Below are 24,805 nucleotides of genomic sequence, written 5' to 3' on the forward strand. Positions count from 1 at the left end.
ACTGAAAATAATGAAAGGTTTAATGAGCGTATTATTGGCGGCGTTGTTAATGGTATCAGCGCCGAGTATTGCCCATAGTGACGCTAAGGCGTTACATGGTGGGCAAGTGCAAGTGTCCCATGATATGGAGTTTGAGTTGGTGCATAGCGCTGAGCTACTGACGTTGTATGTGCGGGACCACGGTAAGCCGCTACCAAGTGCCGACCTGAAAGCGCGGATCACTGTATTGAGTGGCGGCAAAAAACACGAATCAACCATGACCAGCGATGGTGCCGATGCTTTAGTGGCGACTATTGCAGTCACCGACAAAGCAGTAGTGATTGTTCAGTTAGAAGAAGACGGTCATCACCCAGTAACAGTGCGCTTCAGTTTGTAATACTGTTTTGTGCGAGTTTATAAGTCTGTTTTGTCTTTAAACTCGCACAAATCTTCAATCAAACAGCTGCCACAACGCGGTTTGCGGGCAATGCAGGTGTAGCGGCCGTGCAGAATCAACCAGTGGTGCAGGTTGAACATAAACTCGGATTTATTCGGAGTGAGTTTAATGATGTTGCGCTCGGTTTCCTCAACGGTTTTACCTTTAGCGTAGCCGGTGCGGTTGGCGACACGCTGAATGTGCGTGTCCACGGCAATAAAATACTTACCTTCATTATCCTTGAGCCAGCCGAAGGCGGTATTGAGCACCACGTTGGCGGTTTTGCGGCCTACGCCGGGCAGGGCTTCCAGAGCTTCACGGTTTTCAGGTACCTCACCACCGTATTGCTGCACCAAGATGGTGCAGGTTTTGATGATGTTTTCTGCTTTGGCGTTAAACAGGCCAATGGTTTTGATGTAATGGCGCACACCTTCTAAGCCGAGATCGAGCATGGCTTGCGGGGTATTGGCAACAGCATAGAGTTTACGCGTAGCTTTGTTGACGCCGACGTCGGTGGCTTGCGCCGACAGTAACACCGCAATCAACAATTCAAAGCTAGAATTGAACTCCAGCTCGGTGGTAGGGTTTGGATTGTTAGCCCGCAAGCGGGTTAACATCTCAATGCGTTTTTGTTTGTTCATAGCGTTTCGTGCTAGCCGTTATTGCGACGTGACGCGGGCGCGGGTGACTGCTTTCACCGGTTTAGCGACACGCTCGGCACGATACTGGTCAATGGCATTTTTCAGGGCAATGATAAAGCCCATAGCGATAAAAGCTCCCGGCGGCAAAATCGCCAGCAGCAACGGAAAATCAAACTGTACCACTTCAACGCGCAGCGCAGTAGCCCAATCACCGAGTAATAATTCCGCACCGTCAAACAGTGTGCCGTTGCCGATGATTTCCCGAATACCACCCAAAAGTACCAGCACCAGAGTAAAGCCCACGCCCATAATAAAACCGTCGAACAGGGCTTTTTGCCACGGGTTTTTCGAGGCATAGGCTTCGGCGCGGCCAATGATCACGCAGTTGGTGACAATCAACGGAATGAAGATGCCAAGCGCTTGGTAGAGGCCATATACATAGGCGTTCATGCTCAGTTGCACCAGCGTGACAAAGGTGGCGATGACCATCACGAACACCGGGATACGGATTTCTTTCGGCACCCATTGGCGCACTAAGCTGACGGTGAGGTTGGAACCCATCAGCACTAGCAGGGTGGCGAAGCCAAGGCCCAAGGCGTTGGTAACGGTTGCAGTAACCGCCAGCAGTGGGCATAGGCCGAGTAGTTGCACCAGTGCCGGGTTATTTTTCCATAAGCCTTGGCGCGTGAGTTCTTTATATTCGTTCACGATGATGCTCCTAGGCTACAGTTGGCTGGGGCTTTGAACCAACTGCTGCCATGCTGCTGATAGAGCAGATTAGCTTGTTTGACCGCGTGCACCACCGCGCGTGGGGTGATGGTGGCGCCGGTGAAGGCGTCGAATTGGCCGCCATCGCGTTTGACCGCCCAACGCTTATCGTCTGAGCCGTTCACGCGGAGGCCGTTGAAGCTTAAGATCCAGTCATCTTTACGTAATTCAATTTTGTCGCCGAGGCCGGGGGTTTCTTTATGCTCCAGTACCCGTACGCCGGCCACCGTGCCATTTACATTGAAGGCGACTAATAACTTGATGGCACCGCTGTAGCCGTTTGGGGCGGTAACTTCGAGCGCTAGCGCTTGAGGGATGTTTGTCGGTTCATCGTTAAGTGCCTGCCCCTTAAGGGTGGCGCGGTAGACTCTCTGCTGGGCGCCACCGAGCTCTGGGTGACTGACGAGGGTGCAGCTGGCGACTAAGTCGTTGTCGTGCATAGCGGCCGGCAGTAATTGGTTGAGCACGCTCAGTAGCTCTTGCTGTTGTTGGGCGGCAATGCGTGGTGCTGTGAGTTTGGCGGTACCGACCACCAGCACCGTGGCAGCAATGGCGAAGGCCGCTAAAATCAGGCCATTGCGACTCATACTTTGGAAAATTGGGTGGTTTCTCATAGCTTGCCTCCGTGGCCGTAGGCAATCGGCTGGGTATATTTATCGATCACCGGCACCACCATGTTGGCTAGCAGCACGGCGAAGGCCACCGCGTCGGGATAGCCGCCCCAGGTACGAATAATGAACACCAGCAAGCCAATCAGCAGGCCAAAATATAAGCGCCCACGGTTGGAAGTGGCGGCGGTCACTGGGTCGGTGGCGATAAAGAAAGCGCCGAGCATGGTGGCACCACTAAGGGCATGCAGCAGTGGACCGACACTTTGATCGGGGTAGAACCAGCTCATCAACAGCGCTGGCAGCAATAAGCCAAGCAACATGCCGCCAGGGATATGCCAGCTGATGACACGTACTTTAACCAGTACTAATCCGCCCAGTAAAAAGGCCATATTGAGCCATGCCCAACCCACGCCGCCGAGGGCACTGGCGAAGATTGCTTTGCTGGTGGCTTCGCTGACGGTGAGAGCTTGTGATAAGTCAGTGCGCAGGCTGTCGAGCGGGGTGGCCATGGTGACGCCATCAATGCCCATGCGCAGTTGCTCGAGGCTATAACCAGCGCCGGTAAAGCCGGTGAAAATCAGCTGCGCGGTATCTTGTAGGGTAATGCTGTATAGCGCTAATTGTTGTGGTACTGGCCATGAGGTCATTTGTACTGGGAAGCTAATAAGCAGTAATACATAGCCGGCCATGGCTGGGTTAAATAGGTTCTGGCCGACGCCGCCGTATACGTGTTTGACCACAATGATCGAAAAGGCGGTGCCGATGACGATGATCCACCACGGTGCTAGTGAGGGGATACTGATAGCCAGCAATACCGCGGTGACAATAGCGGTATGGTCTTGCCAAGCGTGACTGACCGAGCGCCCGCGCAGCGCCATGCATGCGGCCTCAGCCAACCAGGCAGTGAATAGTGCTAGGGTTATTTGCAGCCATACGCCGAAACCAAAGAAGTAGCTCTGCACCAGCAAGCCGGGGATCAGCGCCACATACACCCAGCGCATCACCTGTTGGGTGGTGCGGCGTTGATGGGCGTGCGGCGAGGCGGCAATTTTAAAGCTCATGCGTTGTCGTCCTTAGGTTCGGCTGCCTGTTCAGTTGCTTGCGCAGCGGCAGCTTGTGCGGCTTTACGCGCTTTGGCGCGAGCAATAGCGGCTTGCACCGCATCGTTGGGGTTCGGCGCACCTTCGGCAACGGCTTGTTGCTGCGCCTGTTGGCGAGCTTCGGCGGCTTGCCGATGACGCTCTAAACGCTCTTCTTTTTCACGCTCTAAACGCTGTTGACGCGCCTCAAAACGCTCACGCGCCACTTCGGATTTAGCTTTTTCACGAGCAATATCGCGAATTTCTGCTTTAGCCTTACGGTAATAGTGCACCAGCGGGATCTCGCTTGGGCATACGTAGGCGCAGGCGCCACATTCAATGCAGTCGAACAGGTTTTGCTGATTGAGGCCATCGTAGTCATTGGCCTTAGCCAGCCATTGCAGTTGCTGTGGTAGCAGTTGCGCTGGGCAGACGTCAGCACAGGCACCGCAGCGAATGCAGGGCATTTCGTCGCGTGGCGGGGCTAATTCTTGGCTGCTGGGCACCAGCAAGCAGTTGGTGATTTTCACCACCGGCACCTGCAAACTACCAAGAGTGAAACCCATCATCGGGCCACCCATGATGACTTTTTGCGCTTTTTCAGGGGTAAAACCCGCGTGTTCCAGGACATGCGCTACGGGCGTACCGAGTGGTACCCAATAGTTGCCCGGCTTACTGACGTTCTCACCGGTCACCGTGACCACCCGTTGGGTTAGCGGCAGGCCTTCATCGATAGCTTGTTGCACCGCATACGCGGTACCGACGTTGTGCATCAACAGACCAATATCAATCGGCAGCCCGCGTGACGGCACTTGGCGGCCAGTGAGCAGCTGAATTAACTGTTTTTCGCCGCCGCTGGGGTATTTGGTCGGTACTACGCGCAGGCTCATGGCTGGGTATTTCGGTAACACCCGCTTGAAGGCATCAATAGCGTCGGGTTTATTGTCTTCAAGCGCAATCAGTGCTTTTGGTGCGCCACTGATGTGCAACAGAATTTCGGTGCCGCGCAGGATCTCGCTGGCATACTCGCGCATTAGCCGATCGTCGGCGCTAATATAAGGCTCGCATTCCACGCCGTTGATGATCAGGTATTCCAGCGGGCGTTGCAGGGCTAATTTTTGCGCGGTGGGGAAACCAGCGCCACCTAGACCGGCAATGCCAGCTTGGCGCAAAGCGTCTATGAGTTTTACGCGGTCACTGCCTAACGGCAGTGGTTGCGGTTGCACGGCTTGGTCCCGACCATCCGTGGCAATTACCACCACGGTGTCCGGCAGGCCCGAAGGATGGGCAATGGTGCGCGGTTCAATGGCTATGATGGTACCAGAGGTTGGTGCATGCACGGGCAGGGCGTTGTTCAGACCGGGCGCACTAAGTGCCTGCCCCTTAAGCACGGGGTCGCCGACGCTGACCAGCAGCTCGCCGGGTTCGCCAGAATGCTGCCGCAACGGCACATAGAATTCACTAGCCAGCGGCAACGTGGAGATAGGCGTGGTGTTAGACAGCTGCTTGCGCTCAGGCGGATGAATACCGCCGGGAAAGCTCCAAATCTGACCTTGCTCAATAAAGGTAATAGGAATACTCATTCGCGCACCTCAATAGGGATCTGCTTGAGATCCCAGCGCCAATTGTCCGGTCGTACCGGCAGCGGTACCATGTCAATGCAGTCTACCGGACAGGGCTCGACGCAGAGGTCGCAGCCGGTGCACTCGTGGGCAATCACCGTATGCATTTGTTTGGCCGCGCCTAAAATAGCGTCGACCGGGCAGGCTTGAATACATTTAGTGCAGCCTATGCACTCATCTTCGCGGATCACTGCGACTTTTTTCACATCTTCTTTGCCGTGGGCGTCGTCCAGCGGAATGGCTTCAACGCCCATAAGGTCGGCGAGCTTTTCAATAGTGGCTTGGCCGCCCGGCGGACACTTATTAATGGCGTCACCGTTGGCGATGGCCTGCGCGTAGGGCCGACAGCCCGGATAACCACACTGGCCACATTGGGTTTGCGGCAAAATAGCGTCGATTTGCTCCACAATGGGGTCGGCTTCCACTTTGAAACGAATAGCGGCGAAGCCCAAAATCAGGCCAAAAATCAGTGCCAGAATACCGAGCACAATCAGTGCGGTGACTAAACTCATGTACTCGCCACCAAGCCAGCAAAGCCCATAAATGCCAGCGACATCAGGCCGGCGGTGATCATCGCCACGGCAGCGCCTTTGAAGGGCAGCGGCACGTCGGCAGCAGCCAGACGCTCACGCAGTGCCGAGAACAGAATCAGTACTAATGAGAAGCCCACCGCAGCACCGAAGCCATAAACGATGGATTCGACAAAATTATGCTGCTCATTAATGTTCAATAAGGCCACCCCTAGCACTGCACAGTTGGTGGTGATCAGCGGTAAGAAAATACCCAGTAATCGGTAGAGGGTAGGCGAGGTTTTGTGCACCACCATTTCGGTGAACTGCACCACTACCGCAATCACCAAAATAAAGCTCAGCGTTTGCAGGGCCAGCAGGTTTAGTGGCGCCAGAATATAGGCGTTGACCAAGTAGCTGCAAACACTGGCCAACGTGAGTACAAAGGTGGTGGCCGCCGACATGCCAATAGCGGTTTCCAGCTTGTTGGACACGCCCATGAATGGGCACAAGCCGAGAAACTTCACCAACACGAAATTGTTTACCAAAACCGTCGCTACCAGAAGTAGCAGATAGTCGCCCATGCCTGCGCTCGCGTTTACCTTGTGAGAATGCGCTTATTATCGGTTTTTTATCGCCATGAAACAACCGACAAAGTGTGCGGATTAGGCCCTTGTTAAGGGGCAGGCACTTAGTGCTAAGGGGCAGGCACTTAAGCTCGTGTCGTTAAGTGCCTACCCCTTAGCTATTTACGCTGTCACAAAAGGTTCATATAAGTGTCACGTTGGTTAAATAGTGACCGCCTACAGTGTGCGCATGACGCCTATTCGAAGCTCATATTGAGGATTACCGATGACCCGATGGCTCGCGCAACTCAGTAGTTACGACCAACGCTTCGTTTGTTGGCTAAGCGAGCGACTCGGTACCTTCAGCTATAGCAAGACCGTACGCTGGATTTCACGCAGCGGTGATGGCTACTGTTACGCCATCTTGGCACTTGCGCTGACCTTAAGTGCCTGCCCCTTAGATTGGGGGTATGTGCAGGCGCTGGTGCTGGGGTTTGCGGTGGAGGTGCCGCTGTTTCGGGCACTGAAGCGCTGGTGGAAGCGGCCGCGGCCCTATCAGCAAATGCCCGACTTTATTGCGGTGATCCAAGCGCACGATCAGTTTAGCCTGCCGTCGGGGCACACCACCGCCGCCTTTCTTTTTGCCAGCATTAGTTATGCCTACTACCCCGAATACGCCGCCTTATGGTTTGGCTGGGCCAGCCTAGTGGGCTGCTCGCGGGTAGCGCTGGGTGTGCATTATCCTGGTGACATTGTGGCTGGGGCGCTGATTGGCAGCGCGCTGGGTTATGGGAGTTTATTATGCGTATCTTAATTGGCGTACAGGGAACCGGTAATGGCCATTTGAGCCGTTGTAGCGCATTAGCCGAAGAATTGGCGCGTTACCCGCAAGTGCAGGTGGATTATCTGCTGTCGGGGCGCGACCGTGAGGGCTACTTCGACGTACAAGCCTTTGGCGATTGGCAATGGCGGCAGGGTCTCAGTTTTGTAGTGAAAGACAGCCGCTTAGCAATTCGCGAAACCTTGCGGCGCAACCAGTGGCAAACCTTTTGGAACGACGTCAACACGCTGGATCTCAGTAGTTACGACCTAGTGGTCAGCGATTACGAGCCAGTCACCGCCTGGGCTGGCCGCAAACAGCAGCGGCGGGTGATTGGTATGGGCCGCCAGTACGCCTTTTACGACCGCGCCGCTACCTTACATATTCATCCCACCCAACGCGCGCTGTTGCGCTGGTTTGCACCGGTCACTGACGTGGTCGGCATGCATTGGTTACCCGATGCACCGCATATCCTGCCACCTATCGTGCATCATCGCGGCGAACCAATGGCGCGTGAAGCTGGCAAAATTCTGGTGTATCTGCCGTTTGAGCCGTTAAGCGCCGTGCATAAGTTATTGCAAGGCTTTGATGACCAGCAATTCAGCGTCTTTCACCCCGACGCGCAATTGCAGCGAGTCGGCAACATTCAATATTTCCCGTTGTCGCGGCTAGGTTTTGCCCAGCAGTTCTCGAGTGCCAGTGGGGTGATTAGCAACGCCGGCTTTGAAACCGCCTGTGAAGCACTCAGCCAAGGCAAACAGTTGTTGGTGCGACCGTTAGCAGGGCAGTTTGAACAACAGGCGAATGCGCGCTGTTTGAGTGAGCATGGGCTGGCCACGGTGATGAGCGAACTTGACCGTGATGCGGTGGCGCAGTGGCTATCGGCGTTTAGTTCTCGCGCTGCGCGGCAAGTGAGCTGGCCGAATGTGGCGCGGCGCGTAGCTGAATGGCTCGCCGATGGCGCTCGCCAGCCGATCAACGAGCTAAGCCGCAGCTTATGGAACGATGCTGAGCTGAATGACTACATGGATTTATTGAAACGCGGTTGATTTGGTTTTTTGGAGCTAAGGATGGCTCCCCGAGTAGGGCTCGAACCTACGACACATGGATTAACAGTCCACCGCTCTACCGACTGAGCTATCGGGGAATTGCAATTTGTTGATTTGGTGTGGGTTGTTGATGTTGGCTCCCCGAGCAGGGCTCGAACCTGCGACACATGGATTAACAGTCCACCGCTCTACCAACTGAGCTATCAGGGAACATCAAACAACGGGTGCGAATGTTAAAGGTGGTTGCGATGGCTGTCAATAGTAAAAATGCCGTTTGCGCGTTTATTCAGCAAGGCTGACAAATTAGACAGCTTTTATATCAAAAGTTATGTTTGCTGTAGGTCCGTGGTTATCCACAGATCGACGGATCTCGCGTGGTTCAACGGCTAGATGATCTTATCCCCAAAATCTGTGGATAACCTTGTGCAAAACATTGTGAATTGTACGCTGTGTCGCGCCCTGCGGCGCATTTTAGCTGTTGCTTAAAAATTCGCTGCCAATATTAATATTCTTTTAAATCAATTAGTTATAAATCTCATGATACTTTTGCGATGAACGGCATTGCAGTGACGCGGTTTTGTACAGCCATTGTTTGCGCTTTGTGCATATCGTTTATTGATTGAGCGCGTAAGTGTTCGAAATTGTTAGGATTTGAGGTGGGGTTAGGGTAGACACAAGCTCAACCATAAGGCATTGACAACTCGCCAACAAAAAGTTGTTCGTTCACTTTAAAAATCGCGATGAAATTACAGGTTGAAAATTGGCCGGTACCAACAGCACTTGACTACAAACCCATGTCAAAAGCTCGATAAACGCCTACGACTGTGTAAGATATAACCCAACATGCACAGAAGAGTGGTTATAGAGCCAGTTATGAGGGTACAAACGACGCCAGCGCTGAGCTATATCGGGCTCATCATTGTGCTACTGCTGCTTGCTTGGCCCGCTGATGCCCAGAGTGGGGTGGTCAAAAAGAGCACCAGCGGCATTTGTCATGCCCCCGATAGCCCGTGGTATGAGCGCACCAAGAATTTTCAGGCTTATGACTCGCTGCAACAGTGCCTCAGCTCTGGTGGCCGCTTACCCAAGGGCTACCAGCCGCAACAGCAGCAGCCTGATAGCTATGAACGTAGTGCTTTCGGCAGTTGGGCCGACGATGACAGGAATTGTCGCAATACCCGCCATGAATTACTTAGCAGTTTATCAACTGGGCCGGTGACCACCAGCGCCGACGGTTGCAAGGTGTTGCGTGGGCGCTGGAACGACCCGTACACCGGGCAGATCTTTTATGCTGCCGAAGACGTCGATGTGGATCACATTGTGCCATTAAAAGTGGCGTGGATTGTCGGTGCCGATAAGTGGACTGATGCTGAACGTCGCAGCTTCTCCAACGATACCCGCAACCTGATGGTGGTATCGAAAACCGTCAATCGACAAAAGGGCGACAAGAACCCGCTGGCTTGGCTACCGCCCAATCAGGCCTACCAGTGCGCCTACATTCTGCGCTACTTACAAGTGCTGATCATTTATGACCTCGATGCGCGCCACATTGCCGCTATCCGTGAACTGCAATCCGCTACCTGCTAACCGACCTGCTAAGGAGCAGGCAGTTAAGGATTTAGTTCGTCATTATCCCAACAAACTATAGGTTTGGTTGAAATTTGCTTCATTGCTACGCTTTTATCTCTATCAAATCAGGGATTGAATAATAACATATATGTTATTATAATCAGTGAGGAGCGTATTGTAGTGGCAATACCCGTTATCGAACGTAAGGCTGAAGAATATCAAACTGCAGACGGTAACGCGCCCTTTCGGGACTGGCTTTTTGGACTTCGAGACACCAGAGCCCAAGCGAAGGTTACAAAGGCCGTTACGCAAATGGAAGCTGGTAACTTCGGTGACCATAAATCGATCACAAATGGCAAAGGTCTGAAGGAACGTCGAATCGATTATGGCCCTGGATATCGTATTTATTACATTACCGAGGGCGATGAGCTAGTCATCCTGTTTGCTGGCAGTCAGAAGACCGATCAGTCCGATGCGATTGAAAAAGCTAAAGGGTATTTAGCTGATTACAAATTGCGAAGAAGTAACGGCAAATCATGAGGCAAAATATGGCGTTAACGCGTGAATTTAAACAAACCGTGATGGAGCTTTGCAAGAGTCCCGAATACCGCGCGGCACTGCTGCTAGAAGCGCTTGAATCCTACCTTGAAGGTGACATTGCAGTAGGTAACTCATTGTTGCGCGATTATCTTAACGGCACTCAGGCGTTTGGCGACGTGGCCAAGGATCTCGATATGCAAGAAGCCGGATTACGTCGCATGGTCAGCCCACAAGGCAACGCTACGGCGAAAAACCTATTTCGGTTATTCAAAGTTTGCCAAGCCCGCGAAGGGTTTCATTCAGCTGAAAAATTTCTCGCGAACTCTACAAGCGCCAACTGTTAAGCCGCAAGACCAGATGCTAGTGGGCAGACCAAGATGCTAAGGGGCAGGCACTTAAGCCCATCATTCCCCCAAATAGTAGCTCGCATCACCCCATACATCAGTGCCATGGTGCATCATTAGCTCGATGATTACCGGCATCAAATCACTCAGTAAACCAACAGAATCGCGCAATTGTTGGCGATTCCAGCTGCCATTCCAGGTTGCGCCACCGTGAATAAGCTGATTGCGAAGTGTATAAAGGCGATCCATGACGATACTCAGCACTGTAACGGTATCTTGCGCAGCGAGAGCTTGCTGAGAGGCGCGTTTGGCAGCGTTGAATCTCGATTCCCAATCCTCGGCACCGGGTACGTTAGTAGCGTGGTCCCAGAAGCGCTGGAAGACGAACTTATTTTCTAACAACGAACGCACGGCGCCCGAGTATTTTTGCCACAAGATGTTGTAGATGGCGCGTTGCTGATCATAGCCGACGATACGCTCAAAGAAGGCCACATAGGTTTCGCGAGCTTTCGCGCGGGTAACACCTTCGTATTCGTTAGCATAGGCTGCGTTGAAGCTCAGCCAAAGAAAGATAAAGGCAGCGTCGCTGTCGTCCCGGCTAAGTTCTTGTTCGGCGCGATGCAACCAGCTCAGTGCTCGATGCACCCGAATGTTTACCCCAGTTCCCCAGCGCTCGCGATGTTCGCGTTGATAGGCTTTCAATTGCTGATGGCTCTTGCTCATGGTTCGTCCTTGTCGTTAAGGGGCAGGCACTTAAGCAAATGTAACCCATGTTACAAAAAAACCAAATCTGCACCATTGTTCGCATTGATTTATTTAAACAAGTGCTTATCATATCTTTAACAGCGGCCTGCGCTGTTACACTATAAATCAAGGGAAGACATTATGAAAAAAGGTATTCTATTAGCAGTTCCAGCACTGGTTATCGCTGCTGGTATGATGGTAGCCCAACCGGCTGCTGCAGAGAAATTCAACGCATGGCGCCATTGTGGTATCGGTGCTGCGGTATTCCCAGATAATGGGACTGCGTCTGCTATCTCTAACATCATTTGGGATTTGGGAACAACCGCGTTAACGTCGGCCACTGTCTCAAAAGAAACCTGTAATTCTGAATTAGTTGTGACCGCACGCTTCATTGATGAGAACTATGCCAAGCTAGAAGCTGAGCTGGCTATCGGTGAAGGTCAGCATGTTGACACAATGTTTAACATGTTTGGTGTGTCTGCTGAGCAAAAAGCCCAGTTATTACCAAAACTTCGCGCTGCCATGATCATCGATGAGCAATTAACGCGCAGTGAGAAAGCTGAGCACGTATTCCTGACGGTACAAGATTTGTTAGCGTCTTAATTTGTTCGAGATAGTAATTTTTGACCCGGGCGCTTATGCCCGGGTTTTTATTTAGAGGACAGTCGTTTTGCGCGTAGCGAATTGGGTAGTTATTGGGTTGCTTCTCGTTGGTGCTCAGCCAGCTCTCGCAACTGATCTTGCGCAATCGTGGCAATGGAAAAAATTACTTCAGTACAATGAACGTGGTTATTCTGAAATTGAGCAGATGGAGTTTTTCTTCTCGCCAACCGGACATCACGACCCAAGTGCGGAATTAGAAGCGGCACGCATTGCCTTTAAAGGTGAACCCGAATTGGTCTGCCAATATCCGGCCCGTGCGTTATTTTTAATGCGTGCAGGTCTGATTGCTGAGTTTGATAGTGGACAATGTGAAGCACTCGTCAATTGGCAAAAAAGCGCGACCATTGACCAGGTTTCTCTAGTGTTCGCAGATGGCTATTTGAAGAACCCAGCGTCGTTTCACGGACATTTATTTCTCAACCTTTCGAACTCTCAATCACCCTATCGATTGCTTGATAACAGCCTCAATTACGGCGCCGAAGTTCCGCAGAATGTCGACCCTGTGACTTATATCGCCAAAGGCTTATTTGGTGGTTATCGCGCGCGCTATTCATCACAGCATTTTTATCGCCATAATCTATCTTATGGCCGCATTGAACTGCGTAATTTGTGGGATTACCAACTCAATGTTAGTGCCACTGACGCACAGCTGTTATCGGCACATCTATTTGAGCTTGCCAGCACCGATTACCAATACTATTTCATGAGTAAGAATTGCGCTTATTATGTCGCTAGAGCGCTGGAATTAGTTGCGGGAACCTATTTGGTGAGCGACAGTGATTGGACGGTGTTTCCATCCGAAGTAGTCGCTCATGTGGCCGCTCCAGAGTTACATTTAGTCCACTCAATTACCTTAAATGAAAGCGAACAAAAGCGTTTTCAATCACACTATAATGCTCTGCCTGAGGTTTTAAAAAATGCCGTTGATGAGTGGGTTTATAGCCAACCTGAAGGGGCATTATTTACTCAATTAACGGCTCAGGATCAAAAGCGGGTACTGATTACACTCGCTTCATATTTTGACTTTTTGTTACTGCAAAACCCCGATGAAGCCGCCCACAGCCAACAGCGTCAGCTTGTATTACGGGCATTGTTGCGTTATGAACCTGGTAACAATCACCAAGTGCTGGCGTCAGCGGAACAACCCCATTTGGGGCAGCCGCCCAATTTGGTTCGGTTTTCGTATATGAACCTAGCGGAGCAGGCCGACCAGTGGGAACTGACGATGCGTCCCACTTACTATGACCGCTTGCAACCGAAAGTCGGTAAGCCCAAGCATTCGGAATTAATGATGGGTGAGCTCACTATCTCACAGCGCGATGGCAGCTTGCTGCTGGAGCGTTTATCACTGTTTAACTTGACCTCATTGAACGTCAGTAATACTGGCTTGCCTGGCGATGGCGGCGAATCGTGGCTACTAGCTGTTGGTGCTGAGCGGCGCCGTTTCCGCACGTTGCAAGCACCTTTGGCGGTTTATGTTGAGGGTGCTTACGGTAAAGCGCATCAATTCGATTCAGGTGTGGTCGTTTATGCCTTAGCGGGGGCGCGGCTGCACGCTACCGAAGCGCTGGGGGATGATCACCACCTGACGCTGACTGGGCGGGTTGGGGTGGAGGGAACTATCGGTGAGCATACTTGGCTATGCGAGTTTACCAAGCCGTTAGCGGTATCGCAGCGAGTTACCACACAACGATTGCATTCGCAGTGTGCGGCCGCGCTCTATCAATCTCAGTCGTCGGATCTTCGGCTGACCGTTGAGCACCAGCAATACCTTGGTGTGAAGCTAGGCTGGTCGATCTACTTTTAACGGCTAAGCGGTTAACCGCTTAACCAACAAAAAAGCCGAGCATCAAGCTCGGCTTTTGCAGCAACAACCAATGGTTATTTATTTTTACCTTTGCCAGCCGGTTTGCCACAGCTGCTTTGTGCGGCAGAGCTCACCAAGGCTGCACCTTCGGCGTCAGTCAATAAGCCCATGTTCACTTGGCTATTGCGTGCTTTAACCACACAATTGACATACTGGCCGTGGTTCTTCCATGGCATGTTAGGCGCGCTGCCTTCACAAGCACAGGCATTACCAACGTTCTGTACACCAGAGCAACCAAATTGGTCAACGGCTGCACCAGCAGCAGTATTGGCACAGGCATCAGCGCTATCAAAGATACCATCGCCGTCAGTGTCGGCATTGACAACAGGGAAGTCATTACCGTCGTTCGGATCGGTGCCAGCAGCAACTTCTTCGCCATCTGAATAACCATCACCATCGGTATCGGCATTTAAACGGTCGGTTTGCGTCAATACTTCTTCAGCATCAGTTAAACCATCACCATCAGTGTCGACAAAGGTGGTGTCGATGTTGGTTTCTAATTGGAACATACCACCGGCTAAGCCGCCGCCGTCAAAGATTAAGAAGTCTAGGGTATGGGTACCATCTAAACTCACTGGATACTCACCTGGCACAGAGACTGGGCCTTGATAGCCAACTAAGGTGCCATCGAGGTAGATCCATGAACAGTTGTCGGCCAACAAATTCAGCACGAAGTCACCGTTACCGCTGACTTCCTTGGTGTAACGAGACCAGTTTTGACCGCTAGGACCAACTGAATTCAGGTTACTCCATGCATTGATCCATGATGCACTCAACGCAGCGCCTGGCTGCCACGGGTGGGCATTGGTACCAAATGAGAAGGCGGCATGAGGGTTCACCCAGTTGTCACTGAGGGTAACGTCAGGGTTCACTTTACATGCATCAACAGGCCAATTGCTGTAGGCAACAGAGGGTAAAATAGGGTCCCATGCGGTAACCGACGAATCACTGGTATATACGGTGGTTTCTTGCGCCATTGACACGCTAGCGAAGCCGATCATGAGCATCGCTGAACAAGTTTTGAGTGCTTTAAACATGTGTTCTGCCTTAGGTTTATTGTTGAGCATAGTGCTAGCATCAAAACCTGAGCAGCACGACTCGTTATTGTTGGCATCCATAAGTTACGATGTGCATTCCAAATTTGCCTGCTTGTTTATAATTTAACCGGTCAATTCCGACAAATGACATAAATCATATTACATTGTAAAGAAATTGGGGCAGCACAGGCCCCATAGGGAACAGGCAGTTAATTCTCTTCAGTGGTCGGACTTGTTGTGACCGATGCTGGTGAGAGCTTTTGATAATAAAGCTGATAGTCGCGGCTATAGGGACCAGGTGGCAACGCGGTTTCCATGCCACTGAAAGCTTGTGCATTGGCAGCACGTGTCAGTGGCAAGTAATTCGGAGCAGCACGTTCAACCGCCGCGGCAATCGCCATCACCAGCAAGTCGGCGAGTGGGTTGCCTGAGCTATTTTGCTGCTGTGGCGAGTAAGACATTTGCTTGCGCGCTTGCCATAATAAGGCACCATCAGCACTCACCAGCTTATATTCAAAATCCACTTGCGTAGTGGTGCTGAGCAACACATATTTGGCATCCCACTCGTGAATGGTCACATACAAGATACTGTCGGCACCAAATAATGCTGCTAGCTGCTCTGGTGGAGCATTGTGAACTTCTGCAGCTTCGTAATAGCCTTCAGCCTCCAGCAAGATTTTCACGGTATTCACTGGAAAGGTGTAGTAGCCTTTTTCTGCCAATTGATAGGGCAGTGTGGCCAATACCGACGTTGGTGCCAACACATCAATCACGTTATTCTGTACCGGCACAATTAATATGGATTTCAAGCGCGCTTGATGCAGTGGTTCTAAGTAGCTTTTATCCGGTGGTTGCACCGCACAGGCCGATAACAACAGCAGTAACCATGGCAGTAGCAGTTTAATCTTCATCAGCGGCTCCTTGCTGGTTGGCTTTTTGTGCCTGCAAATTTTTAATCAAGGTATTCATTAAATGACGACTTTCCGGCCAAGTATTGGCTTCAAGCTGATAAAACCGTATGGCGGCATCGCTATCACCTTGTTCCAACATAAATGTGCCCGCCTCAGCGAATAATCCCGGCGCTAAAGGCTTTTTGTTTTTGCTGGTGCCGGTGGCCGCGTTATTGACGAATACGTAGTAGTTAGCGAGCATTGCATCGCGAACTTCAGGCTCATGAAAGTAGACAAATAGAGTCTCTTCGTAATCACCCCATTGATACAACTGATTATTGGTGGCACAGCCAGATAAAAGTGCGGCGCCGACGAGGGCGCCCAACAGTTTCTTGTTCATTAGAGGTTGGTCTCAATAGTACGGTGAGTTGATTCGCTGAGATACACTTCCTGTGTAAAAGCCGTACCTTGAGCATGATTAATTTGAATAACATGTTTTCCGGGGATTAATTTCAGCGCCTGTTCAGGTGCTAGATATTGCTTGAGTGCCCCATAGGAAATACCATCAATGATGAGTTCGAGGTCACCCACTGTATCGCTGACCTGAAAATTTATAGTGGGTGAGGTATCAGCAATGCCGGTCAATGCCGTGGGCTTTTGCACACAACCACTTAAGCCCAGCAACAATGCTAAAATAATGCAGAAATTTTTCATTGGCTTTGCTCCCGTACTTCCAAAGTTTTCAGGTCAAGGCCAGCAATACTACCGCTGCGAATAATACCTATAGCGCCCTGATTCATGGCATCGGTACCAAAGGTGCCGGTGATCTCCAGCTCCGCAACTTTTTGCCCAGGTAGGGTGATGTTGCTACCGACTGTAGCGGAATAAATTTCTCGGCCTTTGCTCATTACGTCAAATACCATGCCAGCTTTCACGCCCTGGCTTTCGCCGCCACTGATAAAAATCTGCTGGTTTTCTTGCGCCAGAATATCAGCACTCCACGGCTTTTCGAGCAGGAGTTGCAGCATGTTTTCAACCGCGGCGTTTACGGCTGCACCAATAGCAATGTCGTTTAAGCTGCCGTCATAGCCGGCCACTGAACCGAAGCCGAGGGTGCGTGATTGCTCGAGCGATGAGGTTCCGGTGCCAGATACCGAGGCAATCACTTGACCGCTGGCAACATCCACCAAGCGCAAGTCAACGGTGGCGGTGGCTTCTTGCTTGTTACTACTCGAAACGAAGCCACGCTCACCAGTGGTATTGCGACCAAATTCAGTGAGTGAGCCAATCACTAAGGTATCGACACCAACTAGTTGCTGACTGACACCCGCGAGGCTTTGCTCAGCTTGAATAGCGGCGAGGTCTTGGCGTTCAAAAATCAGGAACTGATTGGTGTTAGCAATAGCTTGGGTAAACATGTCTGAGATCTTCTGATCATGCACACCTGTGGTGGCTTCGCGCAGAAGGCTGCGACCATAGTTGGTCTCATTGGTCAGTCTACCAACAGCAATTTTACGCTTCAGACCCAAACCTTGACGCTGCTCCGGCAATTGCTGCTGAGCCTGCAGTTGTTCTTGGCTGCTGACACCGCCGCTACTGACTTTAGGTTGCGGTGCTTGGCTGGCACAGCCGGCAAGGGCTAATACCGCACAGGCGGTCACTACTGTCTTGATGCTCATACATTTCCCTATCTAATTGGTACTTCTCGAATTCTAGACCCATAACAAAAATACCACAACTGCTGAGGGTGTTGGTATTACAGAGTAAAGTAAAGTTTAGGTAAAGGCGAAAACTTGGCTATACTTTTTTAGTGCAACTCTGTCTACAAAATAGAGTCTACTCTTTACGCAAATTCAACACGCAAATTCAACACGCAAATTCGGCAAGTAGTCGCGCCGTCCAGTTACATAAAAAAAGGAAATAGCCATGAACGCGGCGGTTCGATTCTTAGCAGTCAAGATATTGTTGGTGGTGATGCTAGCCAGCACCTTGCTTATCAGCCATACAGCAAACGCCACCACGGCCTATGTGGCTAAACGTACCGTGACCACCTCACAGGGCCAGCAGGTGCCAGCCGGTGCTACCGTTGAGGTACTCGGCGTGAACGAGGTGGCAGTCAGCTTGGCGACGAGCGGACAATTGCTGACCTTCACTCTAGACGGCAAAATCTACACTGCGGATGCCGCTGATTTTGAACGTGCAGCAGCTCCAGCACCTTTTGCGGTAGCAAGCTGGGTATTCCAGCCGAGCAACGACCAAGCGCGGGTTTGTACAAATTTTTATCGGCGCGATAACAAGCAGTTGTTGTGGCCACAACAAGGCGATTTGCAGGGTTACGTACGGGTGACTCGCGATGGCCAAGCGGTTAGCTTTAGTGTGAATAGCCCAGGTGAACCGCCCAAAGAGCGGCCACGGCAATACTACGATTACCTCAATGAGTCGGCGCAATTGTGTATAGAGCGCCTTGAGTATGCCGCTGATTATCAAATTGAACTGTTACCGGGGCTCAAACTGAGCAACTGTGCGGCCGACAGCTGTCATCATGTCACTCTTGAACAAACCCTGAAATTGTTTGCTAGCACTGAACGTCGGCCAGCAGAGATTGTATTGCAGCAAGGTAAAACTATTTTGCCAATGCAGCAAAATGCCATGGTGCCAATTACCGTAACTCATGTTGATACCTTAACTATTAATCTCTTCAAAGTAGATTTGCGCAGTATCACCAATGCCTACGATTTGTTCCAAAATCTGAATAGTTACGATGCCGATTATTTTGCTGAGGGTGTGGGTTTAAAAGTCGGTAGTTTTACCGTCAAACTTAATGCTGGCGAGCAGCAAAAACAGGCTTTTAATATCGATTTAAATAAGTACCTGCCAAGTGACGAGCAGGGGCTCTTTGTTGCGCTATTGGACTCGCCCGAGTTGCAACAAGAGCGCTGGCAGGAGCGGCCGACGCAATGGTTGTTGCGATCTAACGTTGGGGTAACCAGTTTTCATGGCCAGCAATTTGTTGATGTGTGGTTAGGCAGTTTTGATCAGGCGCAAGCGCACGCTAATGCCGCGGTAAACGTGGTGGCGAAAAATAACCGCTTATTGTTTGAGGGCCGCAGTGATGCACAAGGGCGGGTGCGGATTGCGCGTGCCCTGCTCAATGGCAGTGGTGAGCATGCACCGGCATTTATCGTGGTACAAACCGAGCAGCAAGGTATTGCTTTGATGCCGTTTAGTGCCGCTGGCAATAATCTCAGTAGCAATCAACGTGGCCGCGCTAGCAGTGTGGCGGGCGATATTTACCTCACCACTGAGCGCGATTTATATCGCGGTGGCGATACCATCGAGTGGCTGCTATTAGCCCGTGATGCCAGCTTGGATGCCCAGGTACAGCGTGATTTGCAGTTGCAGTTGCGCGACCCACAAGGCGAGGTGGTATTTAGCAGCATGGTCACCACTGACAGCAGTGGCAGTGCCGCGGCTCAGGTACCGCTGGCCGCGCAAGCACAGTTAGGCGTGTATGAGTTACAGGTACTGAGCATGGATAACAGCCTGCTAGCGCGCCATGTGATTGAAGTCGACGACTTTGTGCCGCTGACCATTGCGGCGGCTATTGCAGGGCCTGAACAGGTAGCGGTGAGCGAACCCATTGCCGTGAGTGTTCGCGCTGATTATCTGTCGGGCGGCGCTGCGGCGGGTTTGAATGCTGATATTGCGATAGCTTTAAGTGGCCGCAACAGCCATGAGGACAAACGCTGGCAGGGCTACTTTTTTGGGCAGGCCATCAACAGTTACAGCTATCTTGACGAAGCCAGCGGCACCCTTGATGCCGATGGCAAGTTCAGTGCTGAATTTACCCTTGATGCCGACGCCATTGAGCAACCAGCGCTGTACAGTATCGGCGTGGATGGCAGCGTATTCGACGCCAGTGGGCGCGCGAACGATGCTAAAGGTCGCATAAGCCTAGATACCCATGCCAGTTACTTAGGAGTGCGCGCACAGACAACGAATGATAGCGCGACTTTCGACGAGGGGCAGGCGGTTAAGTTCAGCTTGCAACGCATCAATCGGCAAGGTCAAGAGCAAGCCTTGCAGCAGGTCAACTATGAATTGCGCAAAGTTGATTACAGTTACGATTGGTTTTATCAAAGTGGTGATGGCTGGCGCTTCCGCTTAAAACGTCAAACTGATCAATTGATTGAGCAGGGCGATACCGATCAAGCCACGCTCAGCTTCGCCAATCCATTAGCCTGGGGCTGGTATGAGTTAACCGCGGTCAGTAGCGATGGTTATAAGACTGTGCTGCCATTCCGGGTCGGTTGGGGTAACGGCGTCGCGCTCAACGAGCCTGATGTATTACCCATGCAAGTGAACGAGCAAGACGGGCAGCTGATCATTCAGATCCAGGCGCCGTTTGCCGGTCGTTTGAAAGTATTGCAGGCTGGTACCGATATTGAAGCGGTGCAAGATTTCACCATCAAAGCGGGCGCTAACCGCATTCAAGTTCGTAAGCAAACCAGCAGCGAGCCGGGCTTTCATGTGTTAGCCCATTTAGTCCGCCCCATTAGCCGTGGTAGTGAGCATTTGCCGCAATTGGCGTTGGGTACCGCTTGGGTTGCGCAATTAGCGCCAGAACGCACCATCACCACCAAGGTGAAAGCTGCGCAGGTGCTGACTTCCACCACGCCAATCACGATTGATGTGGAATTTAGCAGCCCGACCGGTAAGGCGAAGATTTTCTTAGTAGATGAAGGCATTCATGCCATAAATGGCTATCGCAATGGCAATAGTCAGCAGTTTTTCTTTGGTGCGCGGCGCTTCGCTATGGGCTTTCTGTCGAATTACGGGCAACTACTGAAGCAAGACGACAGCCTAAAAACTATTGGTGTGGGTGGCGATCGCGCGTTCATGGTGACGGCTGAGCGTATGGCTAGCCCGCCAGAGCAACCGTTAATTATCCAAAAATCCGACTTCTTTGACACCGTCACGGCAGCCTCGCCGTTGCTTGATATCGTTGATGGCCGCGTCAGTTATAGTTTTGCGCCGGCCGATATGGAGGGTCGCTTCCGCGTGGTGGTAATTAGCGCTAGTGCAGCTGGGGTTGGCTTTGCTGAGCAACAGGTGCAGGTGCGTGATGCTGTGAGCTTGGGTGTTTCGTTACCGCGCTTCTTGAGCCCAGGCGATGAACTCCTGAGTAAATTAATGTTGCGCTTTCACAGTGACCAGACCGGTTTGCAGTTAAATCAGCAAATTGGCAGCCAAGTGAGTCAGCAGCAGATTAACGGTAGCAAAGATACTCAACAGGTGATCGATTGGAACCTCACCAGTGCCGAAGTGGGTGACTTGGTAGTACGGGTGAATGCGCAAAATCCGCAATTAAATATCAGTCGCGATTACCGCCTCGTGGTGCGTGATAGCTCTTACCCAATGACCAGCTTGCAGAGTTTTCCGGTCAGTCGCTCGGGGCAAGTACCAGGGGTTGATTTCAGTGCTTATGCTAAGCCGGAGCAGGTGCGTATGCAATGGAGTATCTCGCCATTAGCCGGCGCTACGCTGAAACAGGTGGTAGCTGGCTTAGAGCGCTATCCATACGGTTGTTTAGAGCAAACCAGTAGTGGTTTACGGGGCTTGCTGGCGATGATTGCGGTGCAGGGTATGACTGCAGAACGGCAAGCGATGCTGCAGCAGGGAGTGCAGAATTTAGCGACCAAGCAACACAGTAGCGGTGGCTTTGGTTATTGGAGCCGTAATGGCCAAATTGATGAGCTGTATACCTTGTATGCCACTGATACGCTGCTACAAGCGTTGGGCTATCTGACCGATAAGCAGCAGGCGCAAAGCCTGGTTGATAAGGCTTTGAAGTATATTGATGGGCAGTTCTATCGCGATGCTTGGTTAGCTATGTACGCCAATGGCATCCTAATGCAACAAGGTTATGAAGTAACCAGCCGCGCACGGTATGCCCTCGATGAGCAAATGCCGCGCGCGATTAAAATGTTGCAGCAAGAGGGTAAGGACGAAAAACCATGGCAGCGTCAATACCGCTATGCTGCAGAGCGTGATTTATTGATTGCCGGTTATTGGCTTGCCAGCTTGCTCAAAGATCAAGGTCGTGTTGATGCCGTTGATAAGCAATTAGCCGCACTTTATAACCAACAAAATTCTTGGACCAGTCGCTTCGGCAAGTGGTTTAGTGATGATGATGAGCCGCAATCGGAGTGGTTGACGCGCAGTCGCAGCGCCATGTTGTTGGCCGCTATTGCCAGCGATCAACAGAGCAGTACCGTGCAAAAATTGTCGCAGCAATTGAGCCAAGGCTTAGCGCAAATGCGCTTCCGCTCAACTTGGGACAATGCCGGCTTAGCAGCTTTGTTGCAGCGTTACGCGGAAATAACCCCAGCATCGGTGCAATTAAAAGTTAATGGTCAAGCCCTGACTGATTGGCAGCAAATCACCACGCGCCAAGCACAACAGGGCTTTAGTGTGGGGCATACCAGTAACCAGCCACTGTATTTAAGCGTTGAACTGGATGGCTTACGGGCCGGGAGTAAACCACAAAACAGTGGTTTCACCGTGCAGAAACAATGGTTTGATGCCAAGGGCCAATTACTCAGTGACAATGACAGTAACTGGCAGGTACAGCAAGGTAGCTTGATGACCGTCATGCTGACCATCACCAGTGACGATGATTTGCCGTCTGAACGCCTGATGATTACTGATTTGCTGCCAGCCGGTTTTGAGTTGGTCGATAATGATAACGACCCGTGGGTAAGCGATGCTAAGGGTAATATTGGCAAAGCCAGCTACATCACCGTCATGCCCGATCGTGTGGAACGTATGGATGATCGCTTCAGTGCGGCGCTATCATCAGCATGGCAAGCCAAACAGCCAGTGCGGTTGGTGTACCAAGTACGCGCCAGTTTTGTTGGTACCATGCAGGTACCGGACACTCACGTGGAGTTTATGTATCGCCCAGAAGTGCATGGTCGTAGTGCTCGCACCGAGGTCACGGTGATACCACGTTGAGCCAGCGGGTAGTGCGCAGCAGCCGTGGCTACCTTGCAGGCTTAGTATTAGCCCTGTTGGTCAGCGCGCTTAGCGGCGCGCTGCTGGCTTATTTGTATCAGCCACTGCCGCCGTCACGGCTAGCATACTTATCGCACGTGGTGCTCGCCAGCGATGGCACTGTGCTGGCGCGCCGCTTGAGTGCTGATGGCTATTGGCGCGAACCCATCAGCTTGGCGGCCATCGACCCACGCTTGCTTGAATTACTGATTGCCTATGAAGACCAACGTTATTGGCAGCATAACGGTGTCGATTGGTTGGCGTTGTTGCGCGCCACTGGCGATGCGTTGGTGAGTGGACGCGTGCGCTCGGGTGCCTCCACCCTAACCATGCAAACCGTGCGCCTGATGTACCCTGAGTTAGGCCGTAAAACTGCTCTTGCTAAGGCCCAACAGCTGCTGATGGCATTGCGTTTGGAGCAGCATTGGAGCAAGCAGCAAATTCTCAGCGCTTATTTCACTTTGGCACCCTATGGTAGCAATATCGAAGGTGTCGCTGCCGCGAGTCAAGCCTGGTTGGGGCGCAGCCCTGAGTATTTGAGTTGGCGCGAGGCATCGCTGTTGGTGGCATTACCGCAAAGCCCGGAGCGTCGACGCCCCGATCGACATCCGCGCGAAGCTGCAGAAGCCAGTGCGCGGGTGTTGCACGCAGTCGCCGAGCGGCTTAATTTTAGCCAAGAACAACTGCAAGAATGGCGCGATGAGCCGTTACCATTGCGTTATCAAAGCTTGGTTAGCGGCGATGCACATTTAATTGACCGGTTGGCAGATAGCGCCGGTGGGGTGATAAGCACTGACATTAATAGTCATTGGCAGGCACAAGCGCGGCAGTTGCTAAAAAATGCCGTAGAGCCACTTTCTGATGAGCATAATGGCGCGGTATTAGTGGTCCAGCGCGATAGCGGTGCAATTAATGTTTACTTGGGTTCAGCTGACTATCAACAACAGTCCCGCAAAGGCGCTATCAATTATCTGACCCGTTTGCGCAGTACCGGCTCAACCTTAAAGCCACTGATATACGGACTTGCTCTGCAACGCGGCTTGTTGCAGCCCAATAGTGTCTTACGTGATGGCGAAATTCAGGTGGATGGCTATCGCCCCAGTAATTTTGATGATGGTTTTTATGGCCAAGTCAGTTTGCAACAGGCTTTACAGCGGTCATTAAATATCCCGGCGATTACCACATTGGAGCAGCTCGATGCCGATTTAGTCACCCGGCAACTCGAGCAGTTTTTGCAGTTGCCAGCCAGTCAACTCAATGATCCCGGCTTAGCTCTTGCGGTTGGTGCTGCGTATCTGAGCCCCGAGCAGTTGGCACAACTTTATCTGGGCTTGCTGCAACAGCGCGTTCCGCGACTCAGTTGGCAGGGAGTGAGCAGCAGCTATGGCGATGGATTGTTGAATGCCAGCAGTAGCCAGCAATTGCTTAGTGTGCTTGCTATACAGCCAGACCAGAGCATGGGTTATAGCAGTCAGGCTGGCGCTCAAGTTTACAAAACCGGTACCAGTAACGGTCGCCGTGATGCTTGGTCAGTACACGTGACAGAGCAGCATGTGGTGGTGGTCTGGCTGGGTGCTGCCGATAATCAGAGCAGTGATATATTGTCTGGAGCCAGCCATGCTGCGCCGCTTGGCTTGGCTATCATTAATGCATTGCAACTGGCGAGCCCAAGCAATCTGAGCCGCATAGAGACTGCTTTGGCCGGCAATCACAAGCCGCTACCAGACAAAACTAACTGTGAACGCCTCATTGAGTTTCCTGAACACGACGAATGGCTGATTAGTGACAGTTTGAGTATTCGCGTGGGTAGCCGTTTTGAGCAGGTACAGTGGTACCTGAATGGGCAACGCGCAGTGCTGCAAAACAATGAATTGCTGACCTTAAGCAGTGCTGGCGCTCATCGTATCAGTGCGCGAGTAGGCGAGTGTGTGACTAGTCATGAAATTTTTCTGCAGCTAACCCAGCATTAATTGCGATAACACTATTGCGAATCATTCTCATTTAGATTAACCTGT

At 51.7% G+C, this 24,805-nt stretch carries 23 protein-coding genes and 2 tRNA genes; 10 read left to right on the plus strand and 15 right to left on the minus strand.

Translation table 11 applies throughout. The features are described 5' to 3' along the window. The first annotated feature begins 10 nt into the window (after window positions 1-10). The gene (locus tag EFO84_RS05020) at window positions 11-376 is read left to right on the plus strand and encodes a hypothetical protein (protein ID WP_127346962.1); all 366 of its coding nucleotides are present in this window, start codon (window positions 11-13) and stop codon (window positions 374-376) included. 17 nt (window positions 377-393) lie between these two features. Here EFO84_RS05020 and nth read toward each other — a convergent pair whose 3' ends face one another. From nth to rsxA, 7 genes are read right to left on the minus strand one after another with little or no spacing between them, the layout of a single operon-like run. After that, a complete protein-coding gene (nth, locus tag EFO84_RS05025) occupies window positions 394-1,056 on the minus strand; it encodes an endonuclease III (protein ID WP_127346963.1) in 663 nt (220 codons plus the stop codon). An 18-nt stretch (window positions 1,057-1,074) separates the two neighbouring features. Further along, on the minus strand, window positions 1,075-1,764 hold the full coding sequence (locus tag EFO84_RS05030; protein ID WP_127346964.1) for an electron transport complex subunit E: 690 nt from the start codon (window positions 1,762-1,764) through the stop codon (window positions 1,075-1,077). Beyond that, window positions 1,761-2,411: an electron transport complex subunit RsxG gene (gene rsxG, locus EFO84_RS05035; protein WP_431355319.1), complete on the minus strand. Its 651-nt coding sequence runs from the start codon at window positions 2,409-2,411 to the stop codon at window positions 1,761-1,763. Before rsxG ends, EFO84_RS05030 begins: the two co-directional genes overlap by 4 nt. 23 nt (window positions 2,412-2,434) lie before the next feature. After that, on the minus strand, window positions 2,435-3,496 hold the full coding sequence (gene rsxD, locus EFO84_RS05040) for an electron transport complex subunit RsxD (protein WP_127346966.1): 1,062 nt from the start codon (window positions 3,494-3,496) through the stop codon (window positions 2,435-2,437). Beyond that, on the minus strand, window positions 3,493-5,097 hold the full coding sequence (gene rsxC, locus EFO84_RS05045; protein WP_127346967.1) for an electron transport complex subunit RsxC: 1,605 nt from the start codon (window positions 5,095-5,097) through the stop codon (window positions 3,493-3,495). Before rsxC ends, rsxD begins: the two co-directional genes overlap by 4 nt. Then, the gene (gene rsxB / locus EFO84_RS05050; RefSeq protein WP_127346968.1) at window positions 5,094-5,648 is read right to left on the minus strand and encodes an electron transport complex subunit RsxB; all 555 of its coding nucleotides are present in this window, start codon (window positions 5,646-5,648) and stop codon (window positions 5,094-5,096) included. Before rsxB ends, rsxC begins: the two co-directional genes overlap by 4 nt. Continuing rightward, entirely contained in the window at window positions 5,645-6,229 is a 585-nt protein-coding gene (gene rsxA, locus EFO84_RS05055; RefSeq protein WP_127346969.1) for an electron transport complex subunit RsxA, read from the minus strand. The genes rsxB and rsxA overlap by 4 nt, the downstream gene beginning before the upstream one ends. Window positions 6,230-6,497: 268 nt before the next feature. Between rsxA and EFO84_RS05060 the strand changes: the two genes are divergently transcribed. Then, window positions 6,498-7,025: a phosphatase PAP2 family protein gene (locus EFO84_RS05060; RefSeq protein WP_127346970.1), complete on the plus strand. Its 528-nt coding sequence runs from the start codon at window positions 6,498-6,500 to the stop codon at window positions 7,023-7,025. Next, the gene (locus EFO84_RS05065) at window positions 7,013-8,080 is read left to right on the plus strand and encodes an MJ1255/VC2487 family glycosyltransferase (protein WP_127346971.1); all 1,068 of its coding nucleotides are present in this window, start codon (window positions 7,013-7,015) and stop codon (window positions 8,078-8,080) included. The genes EFO84_RS05060 and EFO84_RS05065 overlap by 13 nt, the downstream gene beginning before the upstream one ends. 22 nt (window positions 8,081-8,102) lie before the next feature. On the opposite strand, the gene EFO84_RS05070 is transcribed toward EFO84_RS05065, so the two are convergent. Then, window positions 8,103-8,178 (minus strand) — tRNA-Asn (locus EFO84_RS05070). A gap of 36 nt (window positions 8,179-8,214) precedes the next feature. Beyond that, window positions 8,215-8,290 (minus strand) — tRNA-Asn (locus EFO84_RS05075). Between the two features lie 663 nt (window positions 8,291-8,953). Here EFO84_RS05075 and EFO84_RS05080 point away from each other — a divergent pair. The 3 genes from EFO84_RS05080 (at window position 8,954) to EFO84_RS05090 (ending at window position 10,533) form a co-directional block, all read left to right on the plus strand. Next, window positions 8,954-9,667, plus strand: a complete 714-nt coding sequence (locus EFO84_RS05080; protein ID WP_164742377.1) for an HNH endonuclease family protein — start codon at window positions 8,954-8,956, stop codon at window positions 9,665-9,667. A 162-nt stretch (window positions 9,668-9,829) separates the two neighbouring features. After that, on the plus strand, window positions 9,830-10,189 hold the full coding sequence (locus tag EFO84_RS05085) for a type II toxin-antitoxin system RelE/ParE family toxin (RefSeq protein ID WP_205701943.1): 360 nt from the start codon (window positions 9,830-9,832) through the stop codon (window positions 10,187-10,189). Window positions 10,190-10,197: 8 nt separating this feature from the next. Then, window positions 10,198-10,533, plus strand: coding sequence for a hypothetical protein (locus EFO84_RS05090; RefSeq protein WP_127346973.1), 336 nt, complete (start codon window positions 10,198-10,200; stop codon window positions 10,531-10,533). Window positions 10,534-10,593: 60 nt separating this feature from the next. Here the strand turns inward: EFO84_RS05090 and EFO84_RS05095 are convergent, their stop codons facing one another. Beyond that, complete coding sequence (locus tag EFO84_RS05095) at window positions 10,594-11,256, minus strand: HEPN domain-containing protein (protein ID WP_127346974.1); 663 nt, start codon at window positions 11,254-11,256, stop codon at window positions 10,594-10,596. A 162-nt stretch (window positions 11,257-11,418) separates the two neighbouring features. Here EFO84_RS05095 and EFO84_RS05100 point away from each other — a divergent pair, with 162 nt between their 5' ends. Continuing rightward, window positions 11,419-11,880 carry a DUF3015 family protein gene (locus EFO84_RS05100; RefSeq protein WP_127346975.1) on the plus strand — a complete coding sequence of 154 codons (462 nt, stop codon included), beginning with the start codon at window positions 11,419-11,421 and terminating at the stop codon, window positions 11,878-11,880. A gap of 67 nt (window positions 11,881-11,947) precedes the next feature. Further along, window positions 11,948-13,747 (plus strand): lipoprotein N-acyltransferase Lnb domain-containing protein, encoded by a 1,800-nt coding sequence (locus tag EFO84_RS05105; RefSeq protein ID WP_127346976.1) that lies wholly within the window; start codon window positions 11,948-11,950, stop codon window positions 13,745-13,747. 74 nt (window positions 13,748-13,821) lie between these two features. Here EFO84_RS05105 and EFO84_RS11750 read toward each other — a convergent pair whose 3' ends face one another. The 5 genes from EFO84_RS11750 to EFO84_RS05130 form a co-directional block, all read right to left on the minus strand. Beyond that, window positions 13,822-14,844, minus strand: a complete 1,023-nt coding sequence (locus EFO84_RS11750; protein ID WP_205701944.1) for a thrombospondin type 3 repeat-containing protein — start codon at window positions 14,842-14,844, stop codon at window positions 13,822-13,824. A gap of 209 nt (window positions 14,845-15,053) precedes the next feature. Then, entirely contained in the window at window positions 15,054-15,755 is a 702-nt protein-coding gene (locus EFO84_RS05115; protein ID WP_127346977.1) for a DUF799 domain-containing protein, read from the minus strand. Further along, window positions 15,745-16,134: a DUF4810 domain-containing protein gene (locus EFO84_RS05120; RefSeq protein ID WP_127346978.1), complete on the minus strand. Its 390-nt coding sequence runs from the start codon at window positions 16,132-16,134 to the stop codon at window positions 15,745-15,747. Before EFO84_RS05120 ends, EFO84_RS05115 begins: the two co-directional genes overlap by 11 nt. After that, window positions 16,134-16,448, minus strand: coding sequence for a putative periplasmic lipoprotein (locus EFO84_RS05125; protein ID WP_127346979.1), 315 nt, complete (start codon window positions 16,446-16,448; stop codon window positions 16,134-16,136). Before EFO84_RS05125 ends, EFO84_RS05120 begins: the two co-directional genes overlap by 1 nt. Then, complete coding sequence (locus EFO84_RS05130) at window positions 16,445-17,413, minus strand: CsgG/HfaB family protein (RefSeq protein ID WP_127346980.1); 969 nt, start codon at window positions 17,411-17,413, stop codon at window positions 16,445-16,447. Before EFO84_RS05130 ends, EFO84_RS05125 begins: the two co-directional genes overlap by 4 nt. 247 nt (window positions 17,414-17,660) lie before the next feature. On the opposite strand from EFO84_RS05130, the gene EFO84_RS05135 reads away from it, so the two are divergent. Together EFO84_RS05135 and pbpC are read left to right on the plus strand one after the other, a co-directional pair. Next, window positions 17,661-22,751: an alpha-2-macroglobulin family protein gene (locus tag EFO84_RS05135; protein WP_127346981.1), complete on the plus strand. Its 5,091-nt coding sequence runs from the start codon at window positions 17,661-17,663 to the stop codon at window positions 22,749-22,751. Then, window positions 22,748-24,760, plus strand: coding sequence for a penicillin-binding protein 1C (gene pbpC / locus EFO84_RS05140; protein ID WP_127346982.1), 2,013 nt, complete (start codon window positions 22,748-22,750; stop codon window positions 24,758-24,760). The genes EFO84_RS05135 and pbpC overlap by 4 nt, the downstream gene beginning before the upstream one ends. The last annotated feature ends 45 nt before the right edge of the window (window positions 24,761-24,805 follow it).

Source organism: Pseudidiomarina mangrovi (genome assembly GCF_003999375.1).
In the GTDB taxonomy this organism is placed as follows: Bacteria; Pseudomonadota; Gammaproteobacteria; order Enterobacterales; family Alteromonadaceae; genus Pseudidiomarina; species Pseudidiomarina mangrovi.

What these genes read in the sequence shown, in the direction of transcription:
- EFO84_RS05020 (WP_127346962.1), top strand. Translation starts at nt 11, where the DNA reads ATGAAAGGTTTAATGAGCGTATTATTGGCGGCGTTGTTAATGGTATCA.
- nth (WP_127346963.1), bottom strand. Translation starts at nt 1,056, where the DNA reads ATGAACAAACAAAAACGCATTGAGATGTTAACCCGCTTGCGGGCTAAC.
- rsxG (WP_431355319.1), bottom strand. Translation starts at nt 2,411, where the DNA reads ATGAGTCGCAATGGCCTGATTTTAGCGGCCTTCGCCATTGCTGCCACG.
- rsxD (WP_127346966.1), bottom strand. Translation starts at nt 3,496, where the DNA reads ATGAGCTTTAAAATTGCCGCCTCGCCGCACGCCCATCAACGCCGCACC.
- rsxC (WP_127346967.1), bottom strand. Translation starts at nt 5,097, where the DNA reads ATGAGTATTCCTATTACCTTTATTGAGCAAGGTCAGATTTGGAGCTTT.
- rsxB (WP_127346968.1), bottom strand. Translation starts at nt 5,648, where the DNA reads ATGAGTTTAGTCACCGCACTGATTGTGCTCGGTATTCTGGCACTGATT.
- rsxA (WP_127346969.1), bottom strand. Translation starts at nt 6,229, where the DNA reads ATGGGCGACTATCTGCTACTTCTGGTAGCGACGGTTTTGGTAAACAAT.
- EFO84_RS05060 (WP_127346970.1), top strand. Translation starts at nt 6,498, where the DNA reads ATGACCCGATGGCTCGCGCAACTCAGTAGTTACGACCAACGCTTCGTT.
- EFO84_RS05065 (WP_127346971.1), top strand. Translation starts at nt 7,013, where the DNA reads ATGCGTATCTTAATTGGCGTACAGGGAACCGGTAATGGCCATTTGAGC.
- EFO84_RS05080 (WP_164742377.1), top strand. Translation starts at nt 8,954, where the DNA reads ATGAGGGTACAAACGACGCCAGCGCTGAGCTATATCGGGCTCATCATT.
- EFO84_RS05090 (WP_127346973.1), top strand. Translation starts at nt 10,198, where the DNA reads ATGGCGTTAACGCGTGAATTTAAACAAACCGTGATGGAGCTTTGCAAG.
- EFO84_RS05095 (WP_127346974.1), bottom strand. Translation starts at nt 11,256, where the DNA reads ATGAGCAAGAGCCATCAGCAATTGAAAGCCTATCAACGCGAACATCGC.
- EFO84_RS05100 (WP_127346975.1), top strand. Translation starts at nt 11,419, where the DNA reads ATGAAAAAAGGTATTCTATTAGCAGTTCCAGCACTGGTTATCGCTGCT.
- EFO84_RS11750 (WP_205701944.1), bottom strand. Translation starts at nt 14,844, where the DNA reads ATGTTTAAAGCACTCAAAACTTGTTCAGCGATGCTCATGATCGGCTTC.
- EFO84_RS05115 (WP_127346977.1), bottom strand. Translation starts at nt 15,755, where the DNA reads ATGAAGATTAAACTGCTACTGCCATGGTTACTGCTGTTGTTATCGGCC.
- EFO84_RS05120 (WP_127346978.1), bottom strand. Translation starts at nt 16,134, where the DNA reads ATGAACAAGAAACTGTTGGGCGCCCTCGTCGGCGCCGCACTTTTATCT.
- EFO84_RS05125 (WP_127346979.1), bottom strand. Translation starts at nt 16,448, where the DNA reads ATGAAAAATTTCTGCATTATTTTAGCATTGTTGCTGGGCTTAAGTGGT.
- EFO84_RS05130 (WP_127346980.1), bottom strand. Translation starts at nt 17,413, where the DNA reads ATGAGCATCAAGACAGTAGTGACCGCCTGTGCGGTATTAGCCCTTGCC.
- EFO84_RS05135 (WP_127346981.1), top strand. Translation starts at nt 17,661, where the DNA reads ATGAACGCGGCGGTTCGATTCTTAGCAGTCAAGATATTGTTGGTGGTG.